Annotated in this window: 21 protein-coding genes; 10 read left to right on the forward strand and 11 right to left on the reverse strand. The window is 59.1% G+C overall.

The genetic code is table 11. The annotated features are described in order from the left end of the window. Positions 1-4: 4 nt before the first annotated feature. The gene (locus tag AC3YUO_RS01600; RefSeq protein WP_489961289.1) at positions 5-1834 is read right to left on the reverse strand and encodes an ABC transporter permease; all 1830 of its coding nucleotides are present in this window, start codon (positions 1832-1834) and stop codon (positions 5-7) included. A 138-nt stretch (positions 1835-1972) separates the two neighbouring features. Further along, entirely contained in the window at positions 1973-3364 is a 1392-nt protein-coding gene (locus tag AC3YUO_RS01605) for a hypothetical protein (RefSeq protein ID WP_489961290.1), read from the reverse strand. A gap of 224 nt (positions 3365-3588) precedes the next feature. Between AC3YUO_RS01605 and AC3YUO_RS01610 the strand changes: the two genes are divergently transcribed. From AC3YUO_RS01610 to AC3YUO_RS01630, 5 genes are read left to right on the forward strand one after another with little or no spacing between them, the layout of a single operon-like run. Then, entirely contained in the window at positions 3589-4629 is a 1041-nt protein-coding gene (locus AC3YUO_RS01610; RefSeq protein ID WP_489961291.1) for an ABC transporter substrate-binding protein, read from the forward strand. Then, positions 4626-6335 (forward strand): sensor histidine kinase, encoded by a 1710-nt coding sequence (locus tag AC3YUO_RS01615; RefSeq protein WP_489961292.1) that lies wholly within the window; start codon positions 4626-4628, stop codon positions 6333-6335. Before AC3YUO_RS01610 ends, AC3YUO_RS01615 begins: the two co-directional genes overlap by 4 nt. Next, positions 6329-7075, forward strand: coding sequence for a response regulator transcription factor (locus AC3YUO_RS01620; RefSeq protein WP_489961293.1), 747 nt, complete (start codon positions 6329-6331; stop codon positions 7073-7075). Before AC3YUO_RS01615 ends, AC3YUO_RS01620 begins: the two co-directional genes overlap by 7 nt. A 12-nt stretch (positions 7076-7087) precedes the next feature. After that, a complete protein-coding gene (pgmB, locus tag AC3YUO_RS01625) occupies positions 7088-7747 on the forward strand; it encodes a beta-phosphoglucomutase (protein WP_489961294.1) in 660 nt (219 codons plus the stop codon). Next, positions 7744-8514, forward strand: coding sequence for an HAD family hydrolase (locus tag AC3YUO_RS01630; RefSeq protein ID WP_489961295.1), 771 nt, complete (start codon positions 7744-7746; stop codon positions 8512-8514). The genes pgmB and AC3YUO_RS01630 overlap by 4 nt, the downstream gene beginning before the upstream one ends. 13 nt (positions 8515-8527) lie before the next feature. On the opposite strand, the gene AC3YUO_RS01635 is transcribed toward AC3YUO_RS01630, so the two are convergent. Continuing rightward, on the reverse strand, positions 8528-9481 hold the full coding sequence (locus AC3YUO_RS01635) for an AraC family transcriptional regulator (protein WP_489961296.1): 954 nt from the start codon (positions 9479-9481) through the stop codon (positions 8528-8530). Between the two features lie 205 nt (positions 9482-9686). On the opposite strand from AC3YUO_RS01635, the gene AC3YUO_RS01640 reads away from it, so the two are divergent. The 3 genes from AC3YUO_RS01640 to rhaD are packed head-to-tail and all read left to right on the forward strand — an operon-like array spanning position 9687 to position 13038. After that, complete coding sequence (locus AC3YUO_RS01640; RefSeq protein ID WP_489961297.1) at positions 9687-10970, forward strand: rhamnulokinase; 1284 nt, start codon at positions 9687-9689, stop codon at positions 10968-10970. Continuing rightward, positions 10967-12229, forward strand: coding sequence for an L-rhamnose isomerase (locus AC3YUO_RS01645; protein ID WP_489961298.1), 1263 nt, complete (start codon positions 10967-10969; stop codon positions 12227-12229). The genes AC3YUO_RS01640 and AC3YUO_RS01645 overlap by 4 nt, the downstream gene beginning before the upstream one ends. Next, positions 12226-13038, forward strand: a complete 813-nt coding sequence (rhaD, locus tag AC3YUO_RS01650; RefSeq protein ID WP_489961299.1) for a rhamnulose-1-phosphate aldolase — start codon at positions 12226-12228, stop codon at positions 13036-13038. Before AC3YUO_RS01645 ends, rhaD begins: the two co-directional genes overlap by 4 nt. A 65-nt stretch (positions 13039-13103) precedes the next feature. On the opposite strand, the gene AC3YUO_RS01655 is transcribed toward rhaD, so the two are convergent. The 6 genes from AC3YUO_RS01655 to AC3YUO_RS01680 all read right to left on the reverse strand — a co-directional run bounded on the left by AC3YUO_RS01655 (position 13104) and on the right by AC3YUO_RS01680 (position 20993). Then, entirely contained in the window at positions 13104-13760 is a 657-nt protein-coding gene (locus AC3YUO_RS01655) for a GDSL-type esterase/lipase family protein (protein WP_489961300.1), read from the reverse strand. Next, positions 13757-16861, reverse strand: coding sequence for a glycosyl hydrolase (locus tag AC3YUO_RS01660; RefSeq protein WP_489961301.1), 3105 nt, complete (start codon positions 16859-16861; stop codon positions 13757-13759). Before AC3YUO_RS01660 ends, AC3YUO_RS01655 begins: the two co-directional genes overlap by 4 nt. Before the next feature lie 99 nt (positions 16862-16960). Continuing rightward, positions 16961-18250 (reverse strand): TRAP transporter large permease, encoded by a 1290-nt coding sequence (locus AC3YUO_RS01665; RefSeq protein ID WP_489961302.1) that lies wholly within the window; start codon positions 18248-18250, stop codon positions 16961-16963. After that, a complete protein-coding gene (locus AC3YUO_RS01670) occupies positions 18247-18762 on the reverse strand; it encodes a TRAP transporter small permease (protein WP_489961303.1) in 516 nt (171 codons plus the stop codon). The genes AC3YUO_RS01665 and AC3YUO_RS01670 overlap by 4 nt, the downstream gene beginning before the upstream one ends. Positions 18763-18862: 100 nt before the next feature. Continuing rightward, positions 18863-19975, reverse strand: coding sequence for a TRAP transporter substrate-binding protein DctP (dctP, locus tag AC3YUO_RS01675; protein ID WP_489961304.1), 1113 nt, complete (start codon positions 19973-19975; stop codon positions 18863-18865). A gap of 61 nt (positions 19976-20036) precedes the next feature. After that, positions 20037-20993: a dihydrodipicolinate synthase family protein gene (locus tag AC3YUO_RS01680; protein WP_489961305.1), complete on the reverse strand. Its 957-nt coding sequence runs from the start codon at positions 20991-20993 to the stop codon at positions 20037-20039. A gap of 664 nt (positions 20994-21657) precedes the next feature. Here AC3YUO_RS01680 and AC3YUO_RS01685 point away from each other — a divergent pair. Beyond that, entirely contained in the window at positions 21658-22386 is a 729-nt protein-coding gene (locus AC3YUO_RS01685; RefSeq protein WP_489961306.1) for a helix-turn-helix transcriptional regulator, read from the forward strand. Here AC3YUO_RS01685 and AC3YUO_RS01690 read toward each other — a convergent pair. Both AC3YUO_RS01690 and AC3YUO_RS01695 read right to left on the reverse strand, forming a co-directional pair. Then, complete coding sequence (locus AC3YUO_RS01690) at positions 22377-22574, reverse strand: hypothetical protein (RefSeq protein ID WP_489961307.1); 198 nt, start codon at positions 22572-22574, stop codon at positions 22377-22379. The two genes, AC3YUO_RS01685 and AC3YUO_RS01690, sit on opposite strands and share 10 nt — an antisense overlap. Next, entirely contained in the window at positions 22571-23032 is a 462-nt protein-coding gene (locus AC3YUO_RS01695) for a NanQ anomerase/TabA/YiaL family protein (RefSeq protein ID WP_489961308.1), read from the reverse strand. Before AC3YUO_RS01695 ends, AC3YUO_RS01690 begins: the two co-directional genes overlap by 4 nt. Before the next feature lie 331 nt (positions 23033-23363). Between AC3YUO_RS01695 and AC3YUO_RS01700 the strand changes: the two genes are divergently transcribed. Further along, a complete protein-coding gene (locus tag AC3YUO_RS01700) occupies positions 23364-24359 on the forward strand; it encodes a ribokinase (RefSeq protein WP_489961309.1) in 996 nt (331 codons plus the stop codon).

The raw sequence follows: 24359 nt of genomic DNA on the forward strand, positions 1-24359 counted from the left end.
GGTTTTAACCTCCTATTCCCTTATCCAGGCTGGCCCCGGTGACCTTGTTGACGACGGTGTTGCACACCAGAATGGTGACGATCAGAATCAGGTTGATGCCGCTGGAGAAGGCGTACAGGCCCATCTCATCGAAGTAGTCCAGGGTGGTGGACAGGATGAAGCCCTGGGTACACAGCAGCATGAACAGGGACAGCTCACGCAGGCAGGTCATGAAGGGCAGCATGTAGCCGCTGATGATGGACGATTTCTGGATGGGGATGATAATGCGGGTCATCCGCTTGATCCAGGGGATGTCCTGGATGATGGCCGCCTCCTCGATCTCGCCGGAGAGCTGGAGCATGGAGTTGAGGGAGCTGCGGCTGGCAAAGGGGATGTACTTGATGGTGCCCGCAATAATAAGCAGCGTATAAGTGTTGAACAGGTTGACGTGTTCGTTGGAGAACAACACAAAGAAGGCGGCGCCCACAGCGATGGAGGGCATGAGATACGGAAGGAAGGCCATGGAGTTTACGTAGTTTGCCCCCTTACTTCGCCTGTTTTTGGCCACTGCGTAGCCGATGAGGGTGCCGATGGTGCCCGCCAGCAGGGAGCAGGCCACGCTGACCAGGATGGTGCCCTTGAAGGCGTTCCAGATGGTCTCGTTGTGGAGGATACCCTTCTGGCCGTACATACCGTTTTCGGTGATGTTCTCATCGGTGGTCCACCACTTGGTGGTGAGGTTATCCGTATCCCCGGTGTAAAGGAAGGAGTAGTCGCCGGGGTTGGGCAGGAAGGTTTCGAAGGCAAAGGAGACGATGGGGAAAATGCTGGTGAAGAAGGTGACAATGACCAGCACCAGGGCGATGACATATTTCCCCACCCGGCCCAGGTTGATTTTGGAGATCTGACCGGACTTGCCGGTGACGGTGGTGTAGTTCTTCCGGCTGTGGAGGGACATCTGGTTGAGCAGCATGATGGCCACGCCGAAGATCATCATGATGATGGCCAGGATGCTGGCCTCGCCGGTGTACTTGGAGTTCATGGACACGTACTTGGTGGACAGGGTGGTGAGACCCAGGTAGTGGGGCACCGGGTAAGAGCCCATGGAGCTGCCGAAGACCAGCAGGATGGTGGACAGGATGGCGGGCTTGACCATGGGCAGGGTGATTTTAAACATGGTCTTCCACTTGGGGGTGTCCAGAATGGTGGCCGCCTCCTCCAGGTTGGCATCCATATTGCGGAAGATGCCGCCGATGAGGATGTAGGCGAAGGGGGCGTAGTGAAGGCCCAGCACCACCAGGCTGGGGAACAGGCCCTTGCACCACCAGATGGGCATGTTGATGCCCAGGGTGGCGGCCAGCAGGCCGTTGGACGTGCCGGTGACGGCGTTGGAGTTAAACATGTTCTGCCACACCACGGCCAGGGTCCACTGGGGCATGATGTAGGGGAAGATGAAGATAGAGCTGAGGTACTTCCGCCAGGCCAGGTTGGTGCGGGTGACCAGGAAGGCGAACAAGCCGCCGAACAGGATGGACACCACGCAGGTGCCTACGGCCAGGTAGACGGTATTCAGCAGGGGGGTCCAGAGGTTTGTTTTGGCCAGGCTGCTGGTAAAGAGGTCAATGTAGTTGACCAGGGTGTAGCCGCTGACCTGGCCGGTGAGATGGGCGTCAATGGTGCCGGGGTGGATTTTGAAGGTGTCCTCCACAATGGCCACCACCGGGGCGATGGTGGTGATGGTGACCACGATGCCCATGAGCAGCAGAATCACATTGTGGGGCTTGGAGAGAAAGGTTTTTATCTTGTTCCACACAATCCCGGACCGGCTGGGGCGCAGGGCGGTTGATTGGTTCATAGCGGTACTCCTCTCGTCGGGAATAAAGGGGCGCCCTTGGAGACGGGAACGGTGCTCCAAGGGCGCCCTGTCAGCATTCAGGGTTCATGAACGTTCAGCAGCGTCCCAAGGTCAAAGCGGCTTTGGGCTGGAGACGAATCAGCCGGCGCTGTACTTGTCCAGCATCTCGATCCAGCTGCCCACGGTGAAGGAGACGGAGGCGCAGTACTCGGGATCCTCCAGCACCAGCTTGCCGTCGTTCACCCACCAGTCGTAGCCGTGGTCGTTCAGCGCGGCAAACTCCACGGTGGTGCCGTCCTCGGCCATGCCGCCGGTCTGGTGGTGATAGATCTCCTCGTTCTCAGCAGCCACGTTGGGGTTGGAGGAGTAACCGCCAATGTCCTTGCCCCAGGCGGAGAAGCCGTCGGCGGTGCAGGTCATGTAGGCGATGAAGGCGCAGGCGGTCCAGGGCAGGGGGCTGTTGTCGGTGACGAACAGGTAGTGGCAGTAGCCGAAGCCGCCCATACCGGTGTAGCCGTCGTTGTAAGCGGCCACGTTGATGTTGTTCTTGGAGACGGAGGCGGACTCCTCCACGGAACGCAGCTTGGAGTAAACGATGAGACCAAACTGGTCGGTGGCGGACTTGTCAACCAGGGTGTTGCAGATGGGGCCGTCGTCGGTCTGGGCGTTGTAGCTGCCCACCCACAGCTTGATCCAAGCCAGGGCGTACTTGCCGTTCTCGCCCAGGCCCAGGCTCTCGGCCTCGGAGGCCATCTCGTCGATGGTGGGCTGGAAGTAGGCCTGCTCCTCGGCGCTGAGGGCCTCAAAGGCCTCCTTCAGCATGGCGGAGTAGTCGTCACGGGTCAGCATATACAGGAAGTTCTTGCCCACGATCTCGGAGTCGATGTCCATGAACAGGCCATGCTCGCCCTCGGCCACGAAGTCCCAGCAGTTGTCATAGGTCTTGGAGCCGGTGTTGTTATACATGAAGATCTTGTTCAGGGTCTGGAGGGGCAGATAGCCTTCGTACTCCTCGGCGGTGGTGCCGTTGGCCTCGGCCCAGTCCTTGGGGATGAAGGTGTCCAGGATACCGGTCTGGACCATCTTGGACTCAATCTGGTTGCCGTCCTGAATGAGGGTCATGGCGAAGGTGCCGGTGTCCTTCAGGGAGTCGGCGGTGAGCTGATCAAAAATCTTGTTGTTTTTGGGCTGCTGCCACTCAAACTCCATGGTATAATTGGGGTCGATGGTCTGCAGGTACTCGATGAACAGGGGCAGGGCGCTCTTGCCGCGGCTGGAGTTGCCCACGCCGTAGAACATCTTGCCGTTGGATTCCTCGATGGCCTTCTTGGCCAGCTCCTCCAGGGTCATGCCCTGGGCCTCCTGGATGATCTTCTGGGTCTCGGTCAGGTTAGCGGGGGTACCGCCGCTGGCGTCGCCGCCGGAGCCGGACGCGGAGCTGCCGCCGGACGGGGTGCTGGTGTTTCCGCAGGCCACAAGCGCCAGGGACAGGGAAGCGGCCAGAAGCAGAGAGAGCAATCGTTTCATCATTTCATATCCTCCTTTATCACAATTCACGAAAACGAGCATTGGATCAGCCAATCGCTCTGGTCATTTTTATTGTATGATGGGAAGGGTCTGCTGAACAGGGGACAAAACTGTGGTTTTTTGAGTCAGACTGCGAAATTGTGAAATATGGGTGAACCGCCCACACCTCTTATGCTATAATTGGAGAAAATCAACAAGCCCCTGGGGCGACGAGAGGAGGAACAACCATGGCTGTGCGCAGAGCGTCCAGGCTCTTCTGTCTGCTGCTGGCCGCCGTTCTGGCCCTGACGGGCTGCGCGGCCCGGGATGAGGAGCAGGCGGCCTCCCGCTTCGCCCCCGACGAGGAGCACCGCCTGGTGATTTACACCTCCCACAAGGAGGAGGTATACCGCCCCATTATCAAGGAGTTTGAGGAACGCACGGGGATCTGGGTGGAGCTGGTGGTGGGCGGCACCAACGAGCTTCTGGACCGCCTGGTGCAGGAGAGCGAGCACCCTCAGGCCGACGTGATGTTCGGAGGCGGCGTGGACAGCCTGGAGGCCTATGCCGACTGCTTCACCCCCTACTTCTGCCAGGACTGGGAGCTGCTGGACCCGGAGATGCGCTCCCCCATCGGCCTCTGGACTCCCTTCTCCGCCCTGCCGGTGGTGCTCATCTACAACACCAAGCTGGTCTCCCCCGGACGGCTCACCGCCTGGAGCGACCTCTTTTCCCCCGCCTTTCAGGGCCGCATCGCCTTCTGTGACCCCAGCGTCTCCGGCTCCTCCTTCACCGGCCTTGTGACCCTGCTGCGGGCCGTGGGCGGAGATGTGGACGAGACGCTGAAAAACTTTGCCGTCAGCCTGGACGGCCGGCAGCTGGACAGCTCCGGCCAGGTGCTGGACTCCGTGGCCGACGGGACGGACCTGGTGGGTATTACTCTGGAGGAGACTGCCCTGAAACGGGTGGCGGATGGGGCCGAACTGGGCATCGTCTACCCCAGCGACGGAACCAGCTGCGTTCCCGACGGGGGCGCTCTGGTAAAGGGGGCGGCCCACGAGGAAAACGCCCAGCTGTTTCTGGATTTCATCTCCGGCCTGGACGTGCAGCGGCAGATGGAGACCTCCTTCTCCCGCCGCCCCATCCGCAGGATCCAGGATCTCGCCCCCACACTCCAGCCGATGGAGAATATCCCCCTGGTGGACTATGACATCTCCTGGACCAGTGAAAACCACAATAAGATTCTCATGTCCTGGGCCTTTTATTTCGGAGGGGGTGAGGAGCCGTGAAGAAGCTGACGCACTCCTTCCGCACCCGGCTCTTTGTGGGCTTTCTGGTGGCCTCTCTGGTGCCGGTGCTGCTGTGTTCGGCCATGCTGCTGCAGGTGTTCCGCCTGCGGCTGGACAGCCAGGCGGACGAGGAGAGCCGCGGGCAGCTGAACCGGGTGACGGCCAGCCTGAACGGCCTGTATGCGGGCTTCCGCCAGACTGCCCTGGCCCTGCAGGCCAGTCCCTATGTGGCTCCCGCCCTGGCCAGCGGGCAGGAGGCCAGCGGCATGGTATACAGCGAGCTGTACGGCGCCACCGAGGGCAGCCGCTCTGCCGCCCGCTTTGACCTGTGCGACAGTCAGGGCACCAGCCTCTACTCCACCGGCAGCACCCCTCTGGAGACCCCCCTCTCCCCCAACTGGGGGGTGCTTTACGCCGCCCGGCAGACTCGGGGGCTGGCCTTCTCCCAAGTGGACGGCGGGGAGGGAAACGCATCCGTGCTCTTTCAGGGCGCCGCCCAGATCTCCGACGATGAGGGCAAGACCGCGGGCTATCTGGTCATCACCATGACCCGCGGGGACTTCAGCCGCCTTCTGGAGGGCCAGTACGGCAGCCAGAGCAATCTGCTCCTCCTTAACTCCTATTGGCGGCCGGTGTATGCCTCCCGGACCTCCCTGGCCGACGACCTGGCCCCCCTGCTGCGGGAGCATCTGCTCTCCGGCACCTCCCTGAGCCAGGCGGGGGACGGCTTTTCCTACGGGGTGGCCTTTCAGGAGGAACTGGGGCTCTATGTGGTGCTCCAGCGGCCCCAGTCCCTGACGCCGGACACCCGGCGGCTGCTGACCACCGTCACCGGCGGCAGCGCCCTGGTGTGCGTGGCCCTCTCCATTCTTATGAGTCTGCGCCTGAGTCGGCAGATGTTCCGCCCCATTCAGCGGCTGCACGGGGCCATCGGCCAGGTGGTTCAGAACAACCTGAACGTATACGTGCCCCCCGGCCAGAACGATGAGCTGGGCCAGCTGGCTCAGCGCTTCAACGGCATGGTGGCCGCCCTCAAGCGAAACCAGGAGCAGCTGGTGGAAAACCAGCGGGAGCTCAACGAGGCCCAGATCCGCATGCTCCAGGCCCAGCTCAATCCCCACTTCCTGTGCAACACCCTGGACACCATGAAGTGGATCAGCAAAATCAATCAGGTGCCCCAGGTGGCCCTCATGTCCACTGACCTGGCGGACATTCTCCGCTTCTGCATCTCCCCCGATGAGTTCGTTCCACTGCGCCGGGAGGTGGAAATTCTCCGCCGTTACATGGAGATCCAGTCCATCCGCCTGTCCGCCCGGTGCCGGTTTGAGGTGGATTTGCCCCCGGATCTGGAGGACTGCCTGGTGCCCAAGATGATTCTCCAGCCCATTGTGGAAAACGCCGTCCTCCACGGTCTGGACGGCGTGGAGGACGGCGTGGTTCGGGTTCAGGTGCGGGCTTTGGAGGGCAATACCCTGCGCATCTCCGTCACAGACAACGGCCGGGGCCTGCCCCCAGAGCTGGTGGGGCCCTATGTGCGGAGCAGCGAGCCCGCCGGACGGAGCCATCTGGGGCTCTACAACGTGGACACCATTCTGAAAAAGCACTATGGCCCGGATTACGGGCTTTATCTGGACCGCCGGCGGGACGGGCCGGGCACGGAAGTGACGGCTACTCTGCCGCTTCGAAAGGAGGAGGACCCATGCTGAAGGTACTGGTCGTAGAGGACGAGGAGATGATCCGCAAGGGCATCGTTCTTGCCGTGGACTGGGCCGCCCTGGACTGTGTGGTGGTGGGCGAGGCTGCCGACGGCGAAGAGGCGCTGGAGGCGGTGGAGCGCTACCACCCCTCCCTCATCATCACCGATCTGAAAATGCCCAAAATGGACGGCATTCAGATGCTGGAACAGCTGCGGGAGCGGGGCAATCAGGCCTACGTCATCATTCTCACTGCCTACGACAGCTTCTCCTACGCCCAGAGCGCCCTGCGCCTGGGGGCGGTGGACTTCCTGCTCAAGCCCTTCCACGACGGGGAGTTGGAGCAGGCCGTGACCAACCTGCGCCGCCGCATGGAGGCCGGGCAGCGGCTGCAGGAGCCCGCCCTGCCCGGGCTTAAGAAGGGGGACAAGAGCAAGTATGTCCTCCAGGCCATGGACTACATCGGGGAGCACTACGGGGATCAGAACATCTCCGTCAGCGCCATTGCCCAGCACCTGGGGCTCAGTGAGAGCCATCTGAGCCATCTGTTCCGCAAAGAGACGGACTACACCATTTTGAATTACCTCACCCGTTACCGCATCCACAAGGCCATGGAGCTGCTGCGGGACTGCCGGCTGAAGGTCTATGAGATCGCTGAGCAGGTGGGCTACCGGGACATCACCTACTTCTCCTCCACCTTCAAGAAAGTGGTGGGCATGAGCCCGTCGGAATTTCAGGATACCTGTCACTGAGGAGGCAGCTTCATGATCAAGGGAATTTTGTTTGACCTGGACGGGGTGCTCCTGTCCACGGAGCAATTTCATTTTCAGGCCTGGAAGGCCCTGGCCGACCGGCTGGGCATCCCCTTTGACCAGGCCCAGGGGGACCGGTGCCGCGGGGTGTCCCGCATGGACAGCCTGGAAATTGTGCTGGAGCGCAGCCCCCGGTCCTACTCCCCGGAGGAAAAGCTCCGCCTGGCGGAGGAAAAAAACAATCACTACCGCGCCATGCTCCGGGACCTGACCCCGGCGGACCTACCGGAGGAGACGGTGGTGGTGCTCACCGCCCTGCGGGAGCGGGGCTACCGGCTTGGTCTGGCCTCCGCCAGCAAAAACGCCCCCCTCATTCTGGAGAAAACCGGGCTGGGTCTTCTCTTGGACGGCGGGGCGGACGGAAACAACGTCACCCGCTCCAAGCCTGACCCGGAGGTATTTTTGAAGGCGGCGCAGTCCCTGGGCCTGGAGCCCACAGACTGTATGGGAGTGGACGATGCCTCCGCCGGCGTGCAGGCCATTCACGCGGCGGGAATGCCCGCTGCCGCCATGGGCCCGGCGGCCCAGGCCGGCGAGGGAGACTGGAATCTGGAGACACTGTCCCAGCTGTTGGCGCAGTGTCCGGAATTGGAGGAAGCAGCACATCTATGATTCGACTGATTGCAAGTGATATTGACGGCACCCTGCTCCACGGGGATCAGACGGAGATCGATCCCCGTGTCTTTGCGGAGATTGACCGGCTGGCTGCCAAGGGAATCCGCTTTTGTCCCGCCAGCGGGCGGCAGTACAGCAGCCTGCGGCGTCTGTTCAAGCCAGTGGCGGATCAGCTCTACTATGTGTGTGAAAACGGAGCGGTGGTCTTCGGCCCGGGCAATCCCGGTCCCCTTCTGGCCAAGACGTCCATGGACCGCACCCTGGCCGAGGAGCTGTGCCGGGATATTCTGGCGGTGGACCAGTGCGAGGTGCTGGTGTCCGGCGTGAATACCAGCTATCTGTGCCCGAAAGAGCAGGACGTGGTGGACCACGTCCGGTATTTTGTGGGCAACCATGTGGTGGAGTCCCGCCGCCCGGAGGAGATTCCGGAGGACATGGTCAAGGTATCCGCTTACTGCCGCCAGGGCGCTCTGGCCGTGGAACCTCTGCTGGCACCCAAGTGGCGCACCCATTTCCAGGTGGCGGTGGCCGGGGAAAAGTGGCTGGACTTCACCCTGGCGGACAAGGGGACAGGCATCCGCGCTCTATGTGCCGCCACAGGGGTCACCCTCTCTGAGGTCATGGCCATCGGAGACAACTACAACGACCTTCCCATGCTGGAGGTAGTAGGTGCCCCCTACATCATGGAAAACGCCGTGGAGGACCTGCGCCGCCGCTTTTCCAACCGCTGCCTGCGGGTGGAGGAGCTGTTGGCCGGACTGTAACGCCGGGGTCCGGTCACCGCGCGCTGTCCCGATACTTTTTGGGGGAGAGCCCGTACCGCTGGCGGAACAGCTGGTGGAAATACCGCAGGTTGCTGTACCCCACCGCCTCGCCGATGCGGTCCACATGCATGGCCGTGTTTTTCAGCAGATAGGCGGCCTGGCTCATCCGCTTTTCCTGGAGGTGCTCCGTATAGGACTTGCCCGTCCGGCGCTTGATCTGCCGGGAGAGCCAGGCCAGGTCGTAGTGCATCAGCTCCGCCAGCTCGGTGAGGCTGCCGTCCCGGTAGTTCTCCTCAATGTACCGCAGCACCCGCACCAGGGCCTCGTCCTCCTCCCGCTCATAGATGAGGCAGTCGGTGTGGTTCATCAGCTGCATCAGCAGAAGGCCCATGGTGGTCTGGTTCAGATTGCGCTTGTTGGGCACGTTCTGGATGAGGGTCCACAGGAGATTTTCCACCAGATTCTGAACGGGCAGCACATCGGCCACCTTGAAGTACAGATAGTTGGAGTTCTGCCGGTTCAGGCTGTCCACAATGAATTTGCGCAGGGGGGTCTCCTCCTCGTCCATCATCTCCAGCGCCCGGTCAAAAAAAGGGGGCTGGATGATGAAGTTGACCGCCAGGTCCTCCTCCCCCGCGGGCAGGATCTCCTGGCTGGCCCCCTGGCCAAAGAACAGCAGCTCCCCCTGCCGGAGCTCAATCCGGGTGCCGTTGGCGATGTGGGTGGTGCTCCCCTGGCACATATACACCAGCTCCACGTAGTCATGGGTGTGGGGCGGAAAGTGGATGAAACGGGTATGGGGGCGGATGGTGATGAGCTTTCCGCTGTCCAGCAGCTTTTTGGCGTTAATGATGTTGCCGCTCTGCTCAATATAGAGCCCCCAATCCACGGAGGCGTCACCGTTCAGAATGGCATGCTCCTCCTGGGTAATGGTCCGGAGCCAGTCTAGAATGGTCTGGTCAATCATAGTCCTCTCCGGGCGCAGGGCCCGGTCTCTCCCCCTTTCCCCGCAGCCCCACTCGTTGTAAGGCGGCAGATTTCTCTGTCTCCAGTATAGCAGAGAGCCCCTCTGTCCACAATGCAAATAAGGATACTTTTCTTACACAAACACCGCTCTTTTTCCAGGCGGTGTTTTTCGCTATAATGGAGGCATATATGGAGGTGGTATGCCCTTGAAGTACTGTCTTGCCATTGACATCGGAGCCTCCTCTGGCCGCCACATTGTGGGCTGGCGGGAGGACGGCGCGCTGAAAACCAAAGAGGTCTACCGGTTTCCCAACGGCGCCCAGCGCAAGGACGGACACCTGGTCTGGGACGCAGAGGGACTGCTGGCCTCGGTGAAGGCGGGCATTGAGGAGGCCCGAGCCCAGTTCCCCCGGATTTCCAGCCTGTCCATCGACACCTGGGGGGTGGACTATGTGCTCATGGAGGGCGACCGGGAGCGATTTCCCTGCTACTGCTACCGGGACGACCGGACAAAGGCGGTCATCCCTCAGGTCCATGAGCTGGTCCCCTTCTCCCAGCTCTACCGCCGCACCGGAATCCAGTTCCAGCCCTTTAACACCCTCTATCAGCTGTATGCCGACCGGTTGGCGGGGCGTCTGGAGGGAGTCACCGACTTTCTCATGCTCCCCTGCTGGCTCATGTACCGCCTGTGCGGGAGCAAGGCCCACGAGTACACCAACGCCACCACCGGAGGTCTGGTAAACGCCGAAAGCGGGGAGTACGACCTGGAGCTTATCCGGGCGCTGGGGCTGCCGGAACACCTCTTCCCCAAGCTGCAAAAGCCCGGTCAGGTCATCGGCCAATATGAGGGCATTGACGTGGTGCTGTGCGCCACCCACGACACCGGCTCTGCGGTGGAGGGCATTCCCATGGAGGAAAATGCCCCCTATATCTCCTCCGGCACCTGGAGCCTGCTAGGCGTCAAAACCCCCCGTCCTCTCACCGACGAGGACAGCCAGCGGGCCAACTGGTCCAACGAGGGTGGTGTTGGTTACAACCGCTACCAGAAAAACATCATGGGCATGTGGCTGGTCAACCAGCTTCAGAAGGAGCTCTGCCCGGGCTTAGATTTTCCCACCCTTGTCCGGGAGGCCGAGGCAAGCACCTTCGACGAGACAGTGGATGCCAACGCCCCTGACTTTATGGCACCTTCCAGCATGAAAGAGGCCTTTGACCAGCACCTCTCTTGCCGTCCCGCCGGACGGGCCGACTACTTCCGCTGTGCCTACCGCTCCCTGGCCCTCTGCTACCAGACCGCCATTGAGGAGCTGGAACATAACACCGGCACCCACTACAACAAGCTATACATCGTAGGCGGCGGGGCAAAAAATCAATTTCTCAACCGCCTCACCGCTCAGGCCACGGGCAAGGAGGTCATCGCCCTGCCCATTGAGGCCACCGCCCTTGGAAACTTAACCATTCAACTCAATCGTCAGGAGGGAAACCCATGAGCTACACCGAAGCTAGAGAAGCCTACGCCGCCTGGGGCGTGGACACCGAGGCCGCCATGGAGACGCTGAAAAATGTCCCCATCTCCCTGCACTGCTGGCAGGGGGACGACGTGCGCGGCTTTGATACCGACCCCACCAAGCCCCTCACCGGCGGCATCCAGACCACCGGCAACTACCCCGGCCGGGCCCGTACCCCTGAGGAGCTGATGGCCGACATCGACCAGGTGCTCCGCCTTATCCCCGGCAAGCCCAAGCTGAACCTCCACGCCAGCTACGCCATCTTCAACGACGAAAACGGCGGCTGGGTGGACCGGGACAAGCTGGAGCCCAAGCACTTCAAGCCCTGGGTGGACTTCTGCAAGGCCCGGGGGCTGGGCTGCGACTTCAACCCAACCTTCTTCTCCCACCCCAAGTGCGATCCCCTCACTCTGGCCTCTCCCAATGAGGAGACCCGCCGGTTCTGGATTGACCATGGCAAGGCCTGCATCCGCATCAGCCAGTACCTGGCCGAGGAGCTGGGCCAGAGCTGTACCATGAACATCTGGACCGGCGACGGCTTCAAGGACATTCCCGCCGACCGCATGGGTCCCCGGGTACGCTACCGCCAGTCCATTGACGAGATTCTCTCCGAACCCTTCGACTTCTCCAAGGTCAAGCCCTGTGTGGAGAGCAAGGTCTTCGGCATTGGCGTGGAGGCCTACACCGTGGGCAGTGCCGAGTTCGCCCTGAGCTACGCCGCCATGAACAAGGACAAGTGCATCCCCCTTCTGGACAACGGCCACTACCACCCCACCGAGGTGGTCAGCGACAAGATCCCCGCCCTGCTGGCCTTCTTCCCCGAAATCGCCCTCCACGTCACCCGCCCCATCCGCTGGGACAGTGACCACGTGGTGCTCTTCGATGACGAAACCCGGGAGATCGCCCGGGAGATCGTCCGCTGCGGCGGTCTCGACGGCCGGGTCCACATTGCCCTGGACTACTTTGACGCCTCCATCAACCGCATTTCCGCCTGGGTGACGGGCTACCGCAATGCGGAGAAGGCCCTGCTGTTCGCCCTGCTGCAGCCCGTGGAGGACTGGAAGTCCCTCCAGGACGCTGGACAGTTCACTGAGCTGATGGTCCGCCAGGAGGAGAGCAAAACGCTGCCCTTCGGCGAAATCTGGGCCGAGTACTGCCGCCGCTGCGGCAAGCCCGAGGACGGAAACTGGTTCCCCATGGTCAAGGAATATGAAACCAAAGTTTTGGAGGCAAGAGTATGAATAACATTTTGAACGCTCCCTTTATGGTAGAGACGATCCGCACCGCCACCAATATGTACCAGCACGGCTGGGACGAGCGCAACGGCGGCAACATCAGCCTGATGCTCAACGAGGAGCAGGTGAGCGAATATCTGGACATCCATCACGTCCTGCGCACCATCCCCACTGGCTTCTCCGCCCCGGAGCTGGAGGGCAAGTATTTCCTGGTCACCGGCACCGGTAAGTACTTCAAGAACATCCAGTACGCCCCCGAGGTCAACCTGGGTCTCATCCGCCTCACTGACGGTGGCCGCCAGGCGGAGCTGCTGTGGGGCTTCTCCGACGGCGGCAAATTCACCTCCGAGTTCCCACCCCACATGATGAGCCATGTGGCCCGTCTGAAGGTGGACCCGGAGAACCGGGTGGTCATGCACTGCCACCCCGCCAACCTGCTGGCCATGACCTACGTCCACGACCTCAGCGAGCGAGCCTTCACCCGCACCCTGTGGCAGATGTGCACCGAGTGCGTGGTGGTCTTCCCCGAGGGCGTGAACGTGCTGCCTTGGATGCTCTGCGGCACCAATGAGATCGGCGAGGCCACCGCGGAGAAGATGGCCACCGCCCGCCTGGTGGTTTGGGCCCAGCACGGCATCTACGGCGCCGGCAAGGACCTGGACGAGACCTTCGGCCTCATCGAGACAGCGGAGAAGGCAGCGGAAATCTACATGAAGATTGCCCACCTGCCCCTGGTCAACACCATCACCGACGAGCAGATGCACCAGCTGGAGAAGCGCTTCGGCATTCAGGCCCGTCCCGGCTTTCTGGACTGAGCTTCTTTTCACACATAAAAAATCCTGCCCCATAAGGGGCAGGATTTTTTGCTTTTATATTGCGTTCAGCGGAGCAGACCGGGCACCAGACCGGCCAGCTTCTCCGCCAGCTGGCAGTGGCCCAGGCGGGAGAGGTGCATGCAGTCCAGCCGGTTAAACTCCGCCTGACCCTGGGCGTCCAGAAAGGCGCAGCCCTGCCGCTGAGCCACAGCGGCATAATAAGACGCCAGCTCCCGGGATTTTTCCACGCACCCCCGGCCCATGGCGGCACACTCCGGCCGCAGGTACATCCCTTCCTCGATATGGGGCGGAGCGATGAGCAGGATGTTGGGACGGCCGTTCCGCCAAGCGGGAACGGTTTTGGCCTTGGCGATCACCCGCTCCATGCCCAGGGCGATACAGGCGGCGTTAGCTCCCATCCGCTCCTTGGTGTCGTTAGTGCCCAGCATGAGGATGAGCAAATCCACCGGCTCGTGGCTCATAAGACAGGGACCGATGGCGTCCAGTCCGCACATTCCCTCATTGAGGGGATCCGGGAAGGCGGTTGTGCGGCCAGATAGTCCCTCCTCCAGCACCAGGCATTCCTCCCCCAGGGCTTTCTGCAGCAGGCAGGTCCACCGCTCCTCCTCGTTGAAGCGATTGCCTCCATCGGCGCAGTCGGTGGGGTCAAAACAGAAGCCATGGGTATTGGAATCTCCAAAGCAGACGATGTGCCGTTTCATCCCCGGTCGCCTCCTGTGTTTTGAATGAGCTTCACCTGGCTCACCAGACCATAGGGCTGGAGCACATAGTCGGGGGTATAAAGGATACCCTCGGTGCGGAAGTCCGCCCAGCTGATGCGGGTGCAGTCGGTGTACTTCTGGTGGAAGGGTCCAAACAAATTCCGGTTTGTGCCCACCAGGCGGATGTCAATGGAATTTTCCGTTTCCTTGAGGAAGGCGGTAATGTCCAGGGTGTTGTACCCCTTGCCGAAGAGATGGCCAGCGGTCTGTCCGTTGACGGTGATCTCAGCCAGTGCGGCGGAGTAGTCCCCCAGGGTCAGCAACACCTGTCCGTCCTTGGGGCAGTAGGCAGGGGCGGTGAAGTGATAGATCATATCCCCCGCGTAGTGGTAGTAGCCCTGCATGCACCAGTCGCCGAAGTGGAGCGTGTCCGGCTCCCGGACCAGCTCCCGGGCGGGATTCACGGCAAAATCGCCTATGACAAAGAGGTCCTCCAGCTCCATGTCTCCCCGGTACAGGCCCCGGATGAGGATGGTGTTCTCCCCCTGGACCAGCGGAGGCAGGGGAATGGTCCGGATGGCCTTGTCCACGTACCAGCCGCCGTCCATTTGGCAGGACTGGCCGTTGCACAGCACCTCCAGATCCCCCGGCTTCTCCATGGCCAGGCTGCACATGCCCTGGGGCACGTCCCGCACCGTGAAGGTCAGCTTCAGTTCAAAGGGCGTTCCCGGCTTTTTCCGCTCGGCCTCTGTCCACAGGTAGCGCATGGGGGCGCCGTTATAATAGATTTGCTGCATCCCCAGGGCCGTCCGAATCTCCTTCTGGGCCCGCCACAGGTCGGTCTCCTCAGAGAACGGAGCGCCGTTGAGGCTGTATGCGCACTTGTCCAGCACCAAGGCGTTGGGGGCAGTGCGGGTAAAGGGGGCGACGGGGCCCAATACCCCGAAGAGGGGCTCGCTGCGGTGGGGATGGGCATAGGGATAGGTGCAGGGCACGCTCTCTTCCGCCTGTCCGGCCCGCAGGAAGTAGACCTTGCTGTATGTCGGCGGCAGGGTGTCGGCAAAGGCGATACCCTCCTCGGTTGTTTCCACCGATACAGGCCGGGACTCCCCCGTCCAGGGGTCGTAGGCCATCACCTGATAAGCGGCCGGGAGGGCAAATTTGACCCAGTGCTCCTCTTTCCGGTCGTGGTTGACGGCAAAGAGGATTTCATCCTCACCCGCCTTCCGGAGCATAGTAAGAATGTCCGTCGCCTCATTACCCAGCAGGTCTTTGACGGAGAGCGCCCGGGGACACAGGCGGTTCAGTTCCCCGGCCAGGTCCTCATCCCGCTCCACCCGGTCAAAGCCATAGGTCTCCCAGAGGGTCTGGGCGCCGCGGTCCGGCCGTCCCTCAATCATCTCGGGCAGCTCGCCCACCCAGATGAGCTGTCCGCCCTGCTTCCGGTACTCCTCCAGCAGTTCCAGAGTGGAACGGAACAGGGAGCACACCCGGGGCACGATGATGGTGTGGTACTCTGCCTCCCCCACGGTAAGGGCGCTGCCGCTCACTCTGCCCTGTTCGGCCAGGATGGTCTCGTCGCCGAAGTCGAAATCCCGGTGGGCCCGCATCAGCAGCTCCGCCAGACGGTTATATTGGTCTCCTTCCACGTTCAGCGCCGTGATGTGGGGATCGCTCCAGCCGGTGTTCATGTCCACCCGGCCCAGATCCTCGTCGGGGGCGCAGGCGCACTTGGTCCACAGGGAGGAGATGGGATGGAGAACCAGGATGTCCCGCACCGGCTTTCCGGTGGTGGTGCAGGCGGTCACGCGGGCAAAGTAGTCCTCCATGCGGCGGTTATACTGCCACCAGGGGCTCTGGTAATTGAACACCGGGGGATAGTCCCGCTTCCGGCAGCCGGCGATGGAGTAGAGCATCATGTGCTGGCACCGCCGGGTGACTCCCATGACAAACTGCCAGTCGCCCAGCCACTTCTGGCCTTCAAAATCAAACTCCCAGCCGGTGCAGCCGTAGGTCTCGGACACCACGCTCTTCCGCCCGTACTGGTTGGCCACGCTGGTGCACTGCTTCACCGTGAGGTACTCCCGGCACTGCTCCCCCAGGATGTCAATGCCCGGGCAGTGGAGGTAGCGGTACTGGGGCATGGCCGCGCCGCACACCCGGATGTTGTAGCCCAGGTCGTTTTCATAGAGCATGTGGCCGGTGAGCGCCAGGTTCTGCTCCTGGCACCAGTCATAGAGCTGCTTCATGTACCGTTCACTGAAGAGCTCGGACAGGGTGCGCCAGTAGTCGTGGCGGATCATGGCGCTGTCCGCCCCGTCAAAGAACAGCAGAGGCAGGTACACCCGGGGATCGTAGCCCCGGCGGGCCTGAAACGCCTCCACAAAGTCGTCTGTCCAGGGCAGCCAGGGCCGGCCGGGGGTGAAGCTACTGTAAAAGTCGCAGAAATCCGGCTCATCGGTAAAGAATCCCTTAATCGCGGCGCCGAACTTCTCCCCGAAGCGTTCCTTATACTTCTCGTGGGTCAGGTTCAGGAAGGTCTTGACCGCTTCCCCATTCAGGTTGTCACTGGGCGCGGAGCCATTATACCATTCACTGGCGGCGGAACGTTCCCGACGCAACACCAGCAGGGTGTCTCCCCGGCCAAAGGCACGGATTCGCTTGCCCTCCAGCTCTACGCGGCAGCTCTGCACCACGTCATCCGCTTCCACGTCTGCCGGGGCGCTGGTAACAGGGCGAACCTCCAGGGTCAGGCCTTTGGCGGTAAAGGCCTCCGGGTTGGCGGCAGCCACTTTGCCGCCCGCGCTGCCAGAGGGCCACTTGTCCTCGTCGTAGATCCACAGCTCCAGTCCCGCCTCCTCGGCGGCAGCCACAGCGGCATCCACATCGGCCATCCACTCCTCAGAGAGATAGGGAGTCTCCAATCCCTCCCGGGAATGGACAAAACAGCCCCCCAGCCCCTTCTCCTTCATGTCCTGAATCTGAAGGGCAATTTCCTTGGGATCCATCTTGCTGTTCCACCCCCAGAAGGGGGCGCTGCGCAGAGATGCTTCTGGTGCCTTCAGACACCGATACAATTCCTCAAGTTCATGATGTTCCATAAAAATTCTCCATAATGATAAAGAAAAGCCCTTTTCATGGACAATGTGCCGCAGAAAAGGGCTTTTCATGGTTTATAACCGGATAAAGTTACGTGGATGTTATCCCGCCATCATGTTGGGCAGGAACATCACCAGGCTGGGAATATAGGTACAAGCAAAGAGCAGTGCAATCATAATAAGTACCATGGGTAGGATTTCCTTAATGACGCCTGCTATCTTGGTCTTGCCCAGACCGGCAACGATGAACAGCAGCATACCGAAGGGAGGAGTGGACAGGCCGATCATCATGTTCAGGCAGATGATGACGCCGAAGTGCACCAGGTCGATGCCGAAGGCATTGACCAGAGGGAGCACCATGGGTACAAACACCAGCTGGATGCAGGACACGTCCAGCACACAGCCCAGCAGCAGGAACACGATGTTGACCACCAGCAGGAAGATCTCCTTGCTGGGGCAGATGCCGGTAACGAAGGTGGCCACGGTAGCGGGCACCTTCTCCAGGGCAACCACGAAGGAGAACAGATAGGCGGTACCGGTCAGCAGAGCCAGGGTGGCGGTGTTGGCCGCGGTCTTCTTCAGGATAACCTTCAGCTTCTCCCAGCCCAGGGAGCGGTACACCAGGAAACCAATGAGCAGGGCGTAGGCGGAAGCCAGAGCGCCGGCCTCAGTGGGGGTGCAAACGCCGCCATAAATGCCGCCCAGCAGCAGGACCACGGTCAGAAGGGCGGGCAGAGCCACCAGGGTGGCCCGCAGGAACTCCCGCACCGTCATGATAACGCCGGCGGGGTAGTTGCGCTTACGGGAAATGAAGAAGCAGTACACAGCCAGCAGGGCAGCCAGCAGGATGCCGGGAACCATGCCGCCAATAAACAGCTTGCCCACGGACGCGCCGGAGAGCATGCCGTAAATAACCATGGGGATGGAGGGCGGGAAGATGGGGCCGATGGTGGCGGAGGCGGCGGTAATGGCGCAGCTGAACTCCGCGTCATAGCCCTCCTTCTTCATCTGCTGGATCTCCATCACGCCGATGCCGGAGGCGTCCGCAATGGCGGATCCGGTCATACCGGAAAAGATCAGGGACAGCAACACGTTAACCTCAGCGGTGCCGCCCTTCATTCTGCCCAACAGTCCGTTGCAGAAGTTGAACATCTTGTCCGTAATCTCGGACTCATTGAGCACGTTGGCCATGAACACAAACAGAGGTGCGGCCAGCATGGTGAAGCCGGCAATCATGTTACCGGTAATAACAGTATAAACGGAATTCAGACGGTTGGGGTTTGCGACCAGGAAGTAAACAATGGCTGCCGACATCATGGAGAAAGCGATGGGCATGCGGATAATAAAGCATACTGCCAGGGTGACAAACAGAACCAATATTCCTAAGTTCATACGCTTCTTACCCCCTTACTTTCTTCCACATGGCCGCTCTTGTACTCGCAATAGGCCTTCTTGATGTTGATAATGGAATAGATCACGATATTCAGCATCATCCAGAAAAACGGGGCGAAGACCACCGAATAGGGCAGCTTCAAAACACCCGTGATCTGCGTACTCTTCATCAGAGCGCCCAGGCAGGGCTTGAAGCAGATTACCATGAGCGCGACCAGCACTACGTTATATACAACCTTCATGGCAAACTGCACGGCCCGGGGCACCACGTCGTAAACCAAGCCGAACACCACGTGCTCGTCGGCTTCCATGGCCTTTCCGCAGCCAAAGAACATGATCCATATATAAGCCAAAATGGCTACCTCATTGCCCCAGGCAATGGATTTTCCAAAGAAATAGCGAGCAAAAATCGTGGCGATAAAGCTGAAAAACAGGATCAGGAACAGAATGCAAGGAAATATAACGCCCAGAAAATCATTGATTTTGCACACAACGGTTTTAAATGTTTTCATGAACTTCCCTCCCCTTAAGTAAAATGACCAGGGAACCGGGCTTTGGACCCGGTTCCCTGGGTCCGTGCTGTGAAATTTCAGACGCGAAGGGTCAGGCTAATCAGGCAGCTTCCTGGATCCGGTTATAGAGATCCATGTCCCAATCCGCGGTCACGTCGGGGTGATCGGCATACCAGTTGGAGGCATAGGTCTTGAACTCGTTGATGTCAGGATAGGTGACGGTGCAGCCCTGCTCCAGCAGGAAGTCCACACACTCCTCTTCCTGAGCGATACGGTTGGTGTCGTTGAAGTCGCGGGCGTACTCGATGGCGTCCTTCACCGCCAGCTGCTGGGCCTCGGTCAGGCTGTTCCAGGTGTCGGCGTTGATGCAGGGCAGGATGGAGTCCACCACGTGGTTGGTGATGGCGAAGTAGGGAGCGACCTCATAGAAAGCGCCGTTAATGTCGGAGGGCAGGGGGTTGTCCTGACCCTCGATAGCGCCGGTCTGCAGAGCGGTATACAGCTCGGAGAAGGCCATGGAGGTGGGCTCAGCACCCAGAGCGCGGCCCAGGTTCAGCCAAGCCTCGGAAGAGGGCATACGCAGCAGCAGGCCGTTCATGTCAGCCTGAGAATCCACCTGGACGGTGCGGGTGTTGATGACGCGGGAGCCCAGATAGAAACCGTTCAAGGGAATGATGTTGCTCTCAGCAGCGATTCTGTCATACATCTCCTGGCCCAGCTCACCGTTCAGAACGCTGGTCATGTGGTCATAGTCGGTCCAGAAGTAAGCGGTGTTGATCATGGCGCACCACTCCAGGCCGGGCTGAGTGGCCAGGGTGGGGAAGGAGATGTAAGCGAGGTCGGCGCCGCCGCCGTTCTGACCCTGGTTAATGGCATCCCACTCGTTCTCAGAGGAGAACAGGGTGCTGTCAGAATACACAGAGCAGGTCACAGATCCGCCGGAGAGCTCCTTCACCGCGTCGGCGAAGGTGGTCATGGCCATGCCGTGCCAGTCGGTACCCAGAGCATTGGCAGTAAAGATCAGGTCAATGGCGGGGTCACCAGAGGCATCATAGTCGCTGGTCTTGGTGTACTCACTGGTAGCAGAAGATGCATCGGAGCCGGCAGAACTTCCACTCTGGGAAGTAGAGCCAGAGCTGGAGCTGGAGTTGCCGCAGGCGCACAGGGACAGGGCCATACACAGGGCCAGTGTCAAAGCAAGAATCTTTTTCACTTTATTTCCTCCTAAACCAATTTATTTCATATCCCTTACCTCTCAGGGAATATGTACGAAATTAACCAAAAAATGCCTTCCGGAACATATCCTCGCAGACTTTGAACTGCTGAATTTCCATAAGCTTGCTGCTGGGAAGGCCTTCATTGACCTTCTTACCCATGAGCAGCTCCTGCGGATCCCGGGTACGGGTAACCAGAGACATGGGTACACCGACCAAATTCATATGGTACTTGCAGTTAACAGGATAAATCTGACACTCCACCATGGAAGTGGCGCCCAGGAAGGCCATCATCTGCTCCACCTTGTCCTGCTTGTCGGCGTCATTGAAGTGCTCCACCAACCAGGCGTACAAGTCGGCATGGAAGTTGGCCATGACACCAGAATAGCCGGCCACGCCGTAACGCATGCTCTCCAGCAGGGTTGCCGCGTTGGCGTTGAAAATCTTCAGAGGCGTGCCCTTCACAGCTTCGCACTTGGCTTTCAGCTGATCCAGGTCGCAGCAGGTGTCCTTCAGGAAGGCAAACTTGCCGGTATCAGCACACCACTTCAGCAACTCGGGACTCAGCACCCGCTTGTAGGGATAAGGGCACTCATAAATACCGAAACTATCCGCGTGAATGTGCTCCAGCAGGTAAGAGATGCGCTCCTTGGCAACCTCCTCGCTCTCATCCTGAGCCGCGAACTGGTTAGAGATGAACACATAGGAGTCGGGGCCCATATCGATGATCGCCTGAGCCTCGGCAATCTGGTCCTCTACCTTCTCTGCCACATGTCCAGAGACGACCACGCCCATTCCCTTCTCATGGCCGTGCTCAATGACATACTTGGCAAGCTCAAGCCGCTCCTCCTTACTCAGGAAGAACATCTCACTGGACTGGCAGACGGCAAAAATGCCGGTCACGCCATGCGCCGCATACCAGTCGATGATTCCCTGTACCGCAACATAGTCAATTTTGTTGTCCTCGGTAAAGGGCGTGATCATCACCGGCCATACGCCATTTTTGATTTCCTTCATTGCTTCTACCTCCACAACGAACAAATTTTTGACAGAACAATTGACTCTCGCGGTCTGAGGAACCAAACGGCAGCCTTATGATTCCATCAAGCTGAGAATTATAAAAATTACTGCGGAACTTTTTGAGATCCAGCGCAATTTTTAACAATACTTTAGCGAGCAGAGCGCAAATCTTTACCGGTTCTTCGCAATTTCTTGCCTATTTTTGTCGAAAATGAACGGTCTTAAAAAAGTTCTTGACTTATCTCACAACTTTTAGTATGCTTATTTTGTATATTTTGACAACTCATACCCATTTATTTTTATCTTTTTGTTAATAATACCATCATTTTTTAATGCGATGCATTCAAAATTATACGTAGTGATTTTTTATAATTTCTTAAATCATCTTAACATATCTTAACAGTTCTGGGAGGTGATCACTACGGACGCCAAAACGGAAGAATGGAAAAAAATACAGAATGCTCCCATTACTGAAATTAAGGACCACTATATCTGGGAAAAAAACAAACACATTATCACCGAGGATGTGCACGGAATTTCAGGATTAGGAAATTTTACCCACCAAAAGCAGCTGTCCTCTGAGCCCCCATCCAGAACGCACTACCACAGCGATCTTTTGGAAATTCACTGTATTCTAAAGGGGACGCGGCTGACCAACATCATGACAGGCAATCGAACCGAGCATTATCTGCTGTCGGGTGGAGAAGGAATTGTCGTCTTTCCAAATGAAGCCCATAATAATGGTGTTATCCAGCAGGGGTTCAGCGAGTTTTATGCCCTGCAGGTACGCGTGTCCGGTGAACACGGCTTTTTAGGCCTGGATGAGGAATATTCCCATCTGCTTCGGGAGCAGCTGATGAACATGGAGCACCGGCATGTGAAGGTTCCATTTACCTACATTTCCCTGGTACAACAGGCCTTCGACCTGTTTTCTTCTCAAGACCCCATGCAGCGCAGAATCGGCGTACAATATCTGACCTGCTTTCTCTTTCAGTTTCCTCAGATGAATCCAGTGGCAGAGGACTCTTCAAGCACTGTGGAGGAGCAGAGTGACAGCCGTATCTGGTTTGCTCTGAAATACATTGAGGAGAACTATCGGGAACCCATCAGCCTGGAGCGCCTGGCTCAGGAGGCCGGCTACTCCCTGTCCTATTTCGAATCCAAGTTTTTAAAAGAGATGGGCATCACCCTGAAAAGCTATGTAAACAAATATAAGGTGGAAAAGGCCAAGGAGCTATTGGTCACCACTGATGAACCCATTACAGACCTGGCTTACCGGATGGGCTGGTCCTCCAGCAACTACTTCTGCACTGTGTTCAAAAAATACGCTGGGGTGTCCCCCCTGCAATACCGCAAGCTGCGCAAAACAAAGGGTGAGACTCATTCCTGAGTCTCACCCTTTTTCTCGTTCTCCTCCGGAGGAGTCTTGTCAATTTGATTCATAAGGTAGTACCACATCTGCTTTTTCTCGCTGACAAAGGGTACCATGGGTTTCTCACGATTTCGCTTTTTTTCCCACTCCACCGTCTTCTTGATGTACTTTGCAAGGAAGCCATTCTCTTTGAGTTCCAGTTTCATTCTTCCCAGTCCACCTGAACCTTTACCACACATTTCACGCAGGGCATGGGTACTCCATCCACCGCAATGCAGGGTGCGTGGGCATCCCCCGGCCAGAGAGCCACAAAACGTCTCCCACTCAACAGAATATTGCTCATGGGACCATGATAAAACCAGATATCCCCCTCGGGACGGGCCTCAACTTCCTCCGTCATCTCCTCCAGGGGCGCAACGCCCATCAGTTCCTGCCCGGAAACGAGATACTGGATGTCGATGTACTTCTTATGAGCCTCCGGAGTATTGTTCTCTACCTTGGAGTCGTAGCTCTGTACCAGTACAAAAAGCTTGTCACCGTCAATTTCGTGGCGGCCCACCTCCCACTGGGAGAAGTCCGTATCCCGCAGAAGTTCCAGGCCCCGCATGACGCCGGGATGGATCCCCCGGTAGGCCTCCAGATGTTCCAGCGTATCGTAAATCATAACCATAACTCCTTTCCCGGTTGGCGTACATAGCCGCCCCATTCCTATACAAGTCTATACATGATTATACACACCGGACGGAGCACTGACAAGCCGGACGCACAGTTTTTCTTTTCCGATGCAGAAGTTATTCCAGGAACAGCGGCATCCGGTTTCAGACCGGATTCGTGAAAACGCCGAATCTTTCGCTGTTGCATTACCTGACTGCATTTTATATAATTAAAATATTCCGAATGCGCAACCTGTGCTTCCGGACCGCGGAGAACACCGGCTCTATCCGGCTATATCCACCTTCCTCAAGCACGAATTGTAGAAGGAGGGGCTTCCAATAATGCTAAAAAAGCCAAATATTCTAGTGGTAGGCAGTTTCATGATGGATCTGATTGCCTCCACCAAACGGGCACCCAACTCAGGTGAGACCGTAATCGGCCTTAAATTCCAGACAGCTCCCGGCGGAAAGGGCGCCAATCAAGCCGTGCAGTGTGCCCGGCTGGGCGCCCACGTCACCATGGTGGGCCAGGTGGGCGACGATGCCTTCGGCAAAATCATGACCGACACGGCTGCGGCCGCTGGTGTGGACGTATCCCACGTCTCTGTGGACAAAAATGAGTCCTCCGGCGTAGGTCATATCACCCTGGAGGTCACAGAGCACGGTGCTCAGAACCGGATTACCGTCTGTCCTGGTGCCAACTTTACCCTGACAGTGGAGGACGTGGCCTGGCTGAAGGACGAAATTGGCAAATACGATCTGGTCATGATGCAGTTCGAGCTGCCTATGCCGGTCATCGAGGCAGTGGCCCAGTGGGCCCACGACGCCGGCGTCATCGTCATGATTAACCCCGCACCTGCCGCTCCCATGTCCGATCAGCTGCTTTCCTGCGCCACCTACATCTCCCCCAACGAGCATGAGGCCGCCATCCTGGCCAACCATTCCATCGACGTCTCCAACGGCATCAACTTCGAGGATGTGGACATCGTCTCCAAGGCCTTCCAGGCCCGCGGTGTGGAGAATCTCATCATCACCATGGGTGAGAACGGTTCCGTGGTGGCCGGCAAGAACGGCATTCACCACACCCATTGTGTAAAGATGGAGCATGTGGCCGATCCCACCGCCGCAGGCGACTCCTTCGTTGCCGCATTCTGCACCGGTCTTACCGCCGGTCTGCCTCAGGGCGAAGCCCTGGCGTTTGCCAGCCACACCGCCGCCATCACTGTATCCCGCATGGGTGCCATGCCCAGCTTACCCACAGTCAGTGAGGTACAGGAGCTGCTGCGTGAGCGCGGCTACACCGGCTTCGACCCGGCGCTGCTGGACGATCTGAAATAA

The organism is Pseudoflavonifractor sp. HNCC25GI2 (assembly GCF_058136395.1).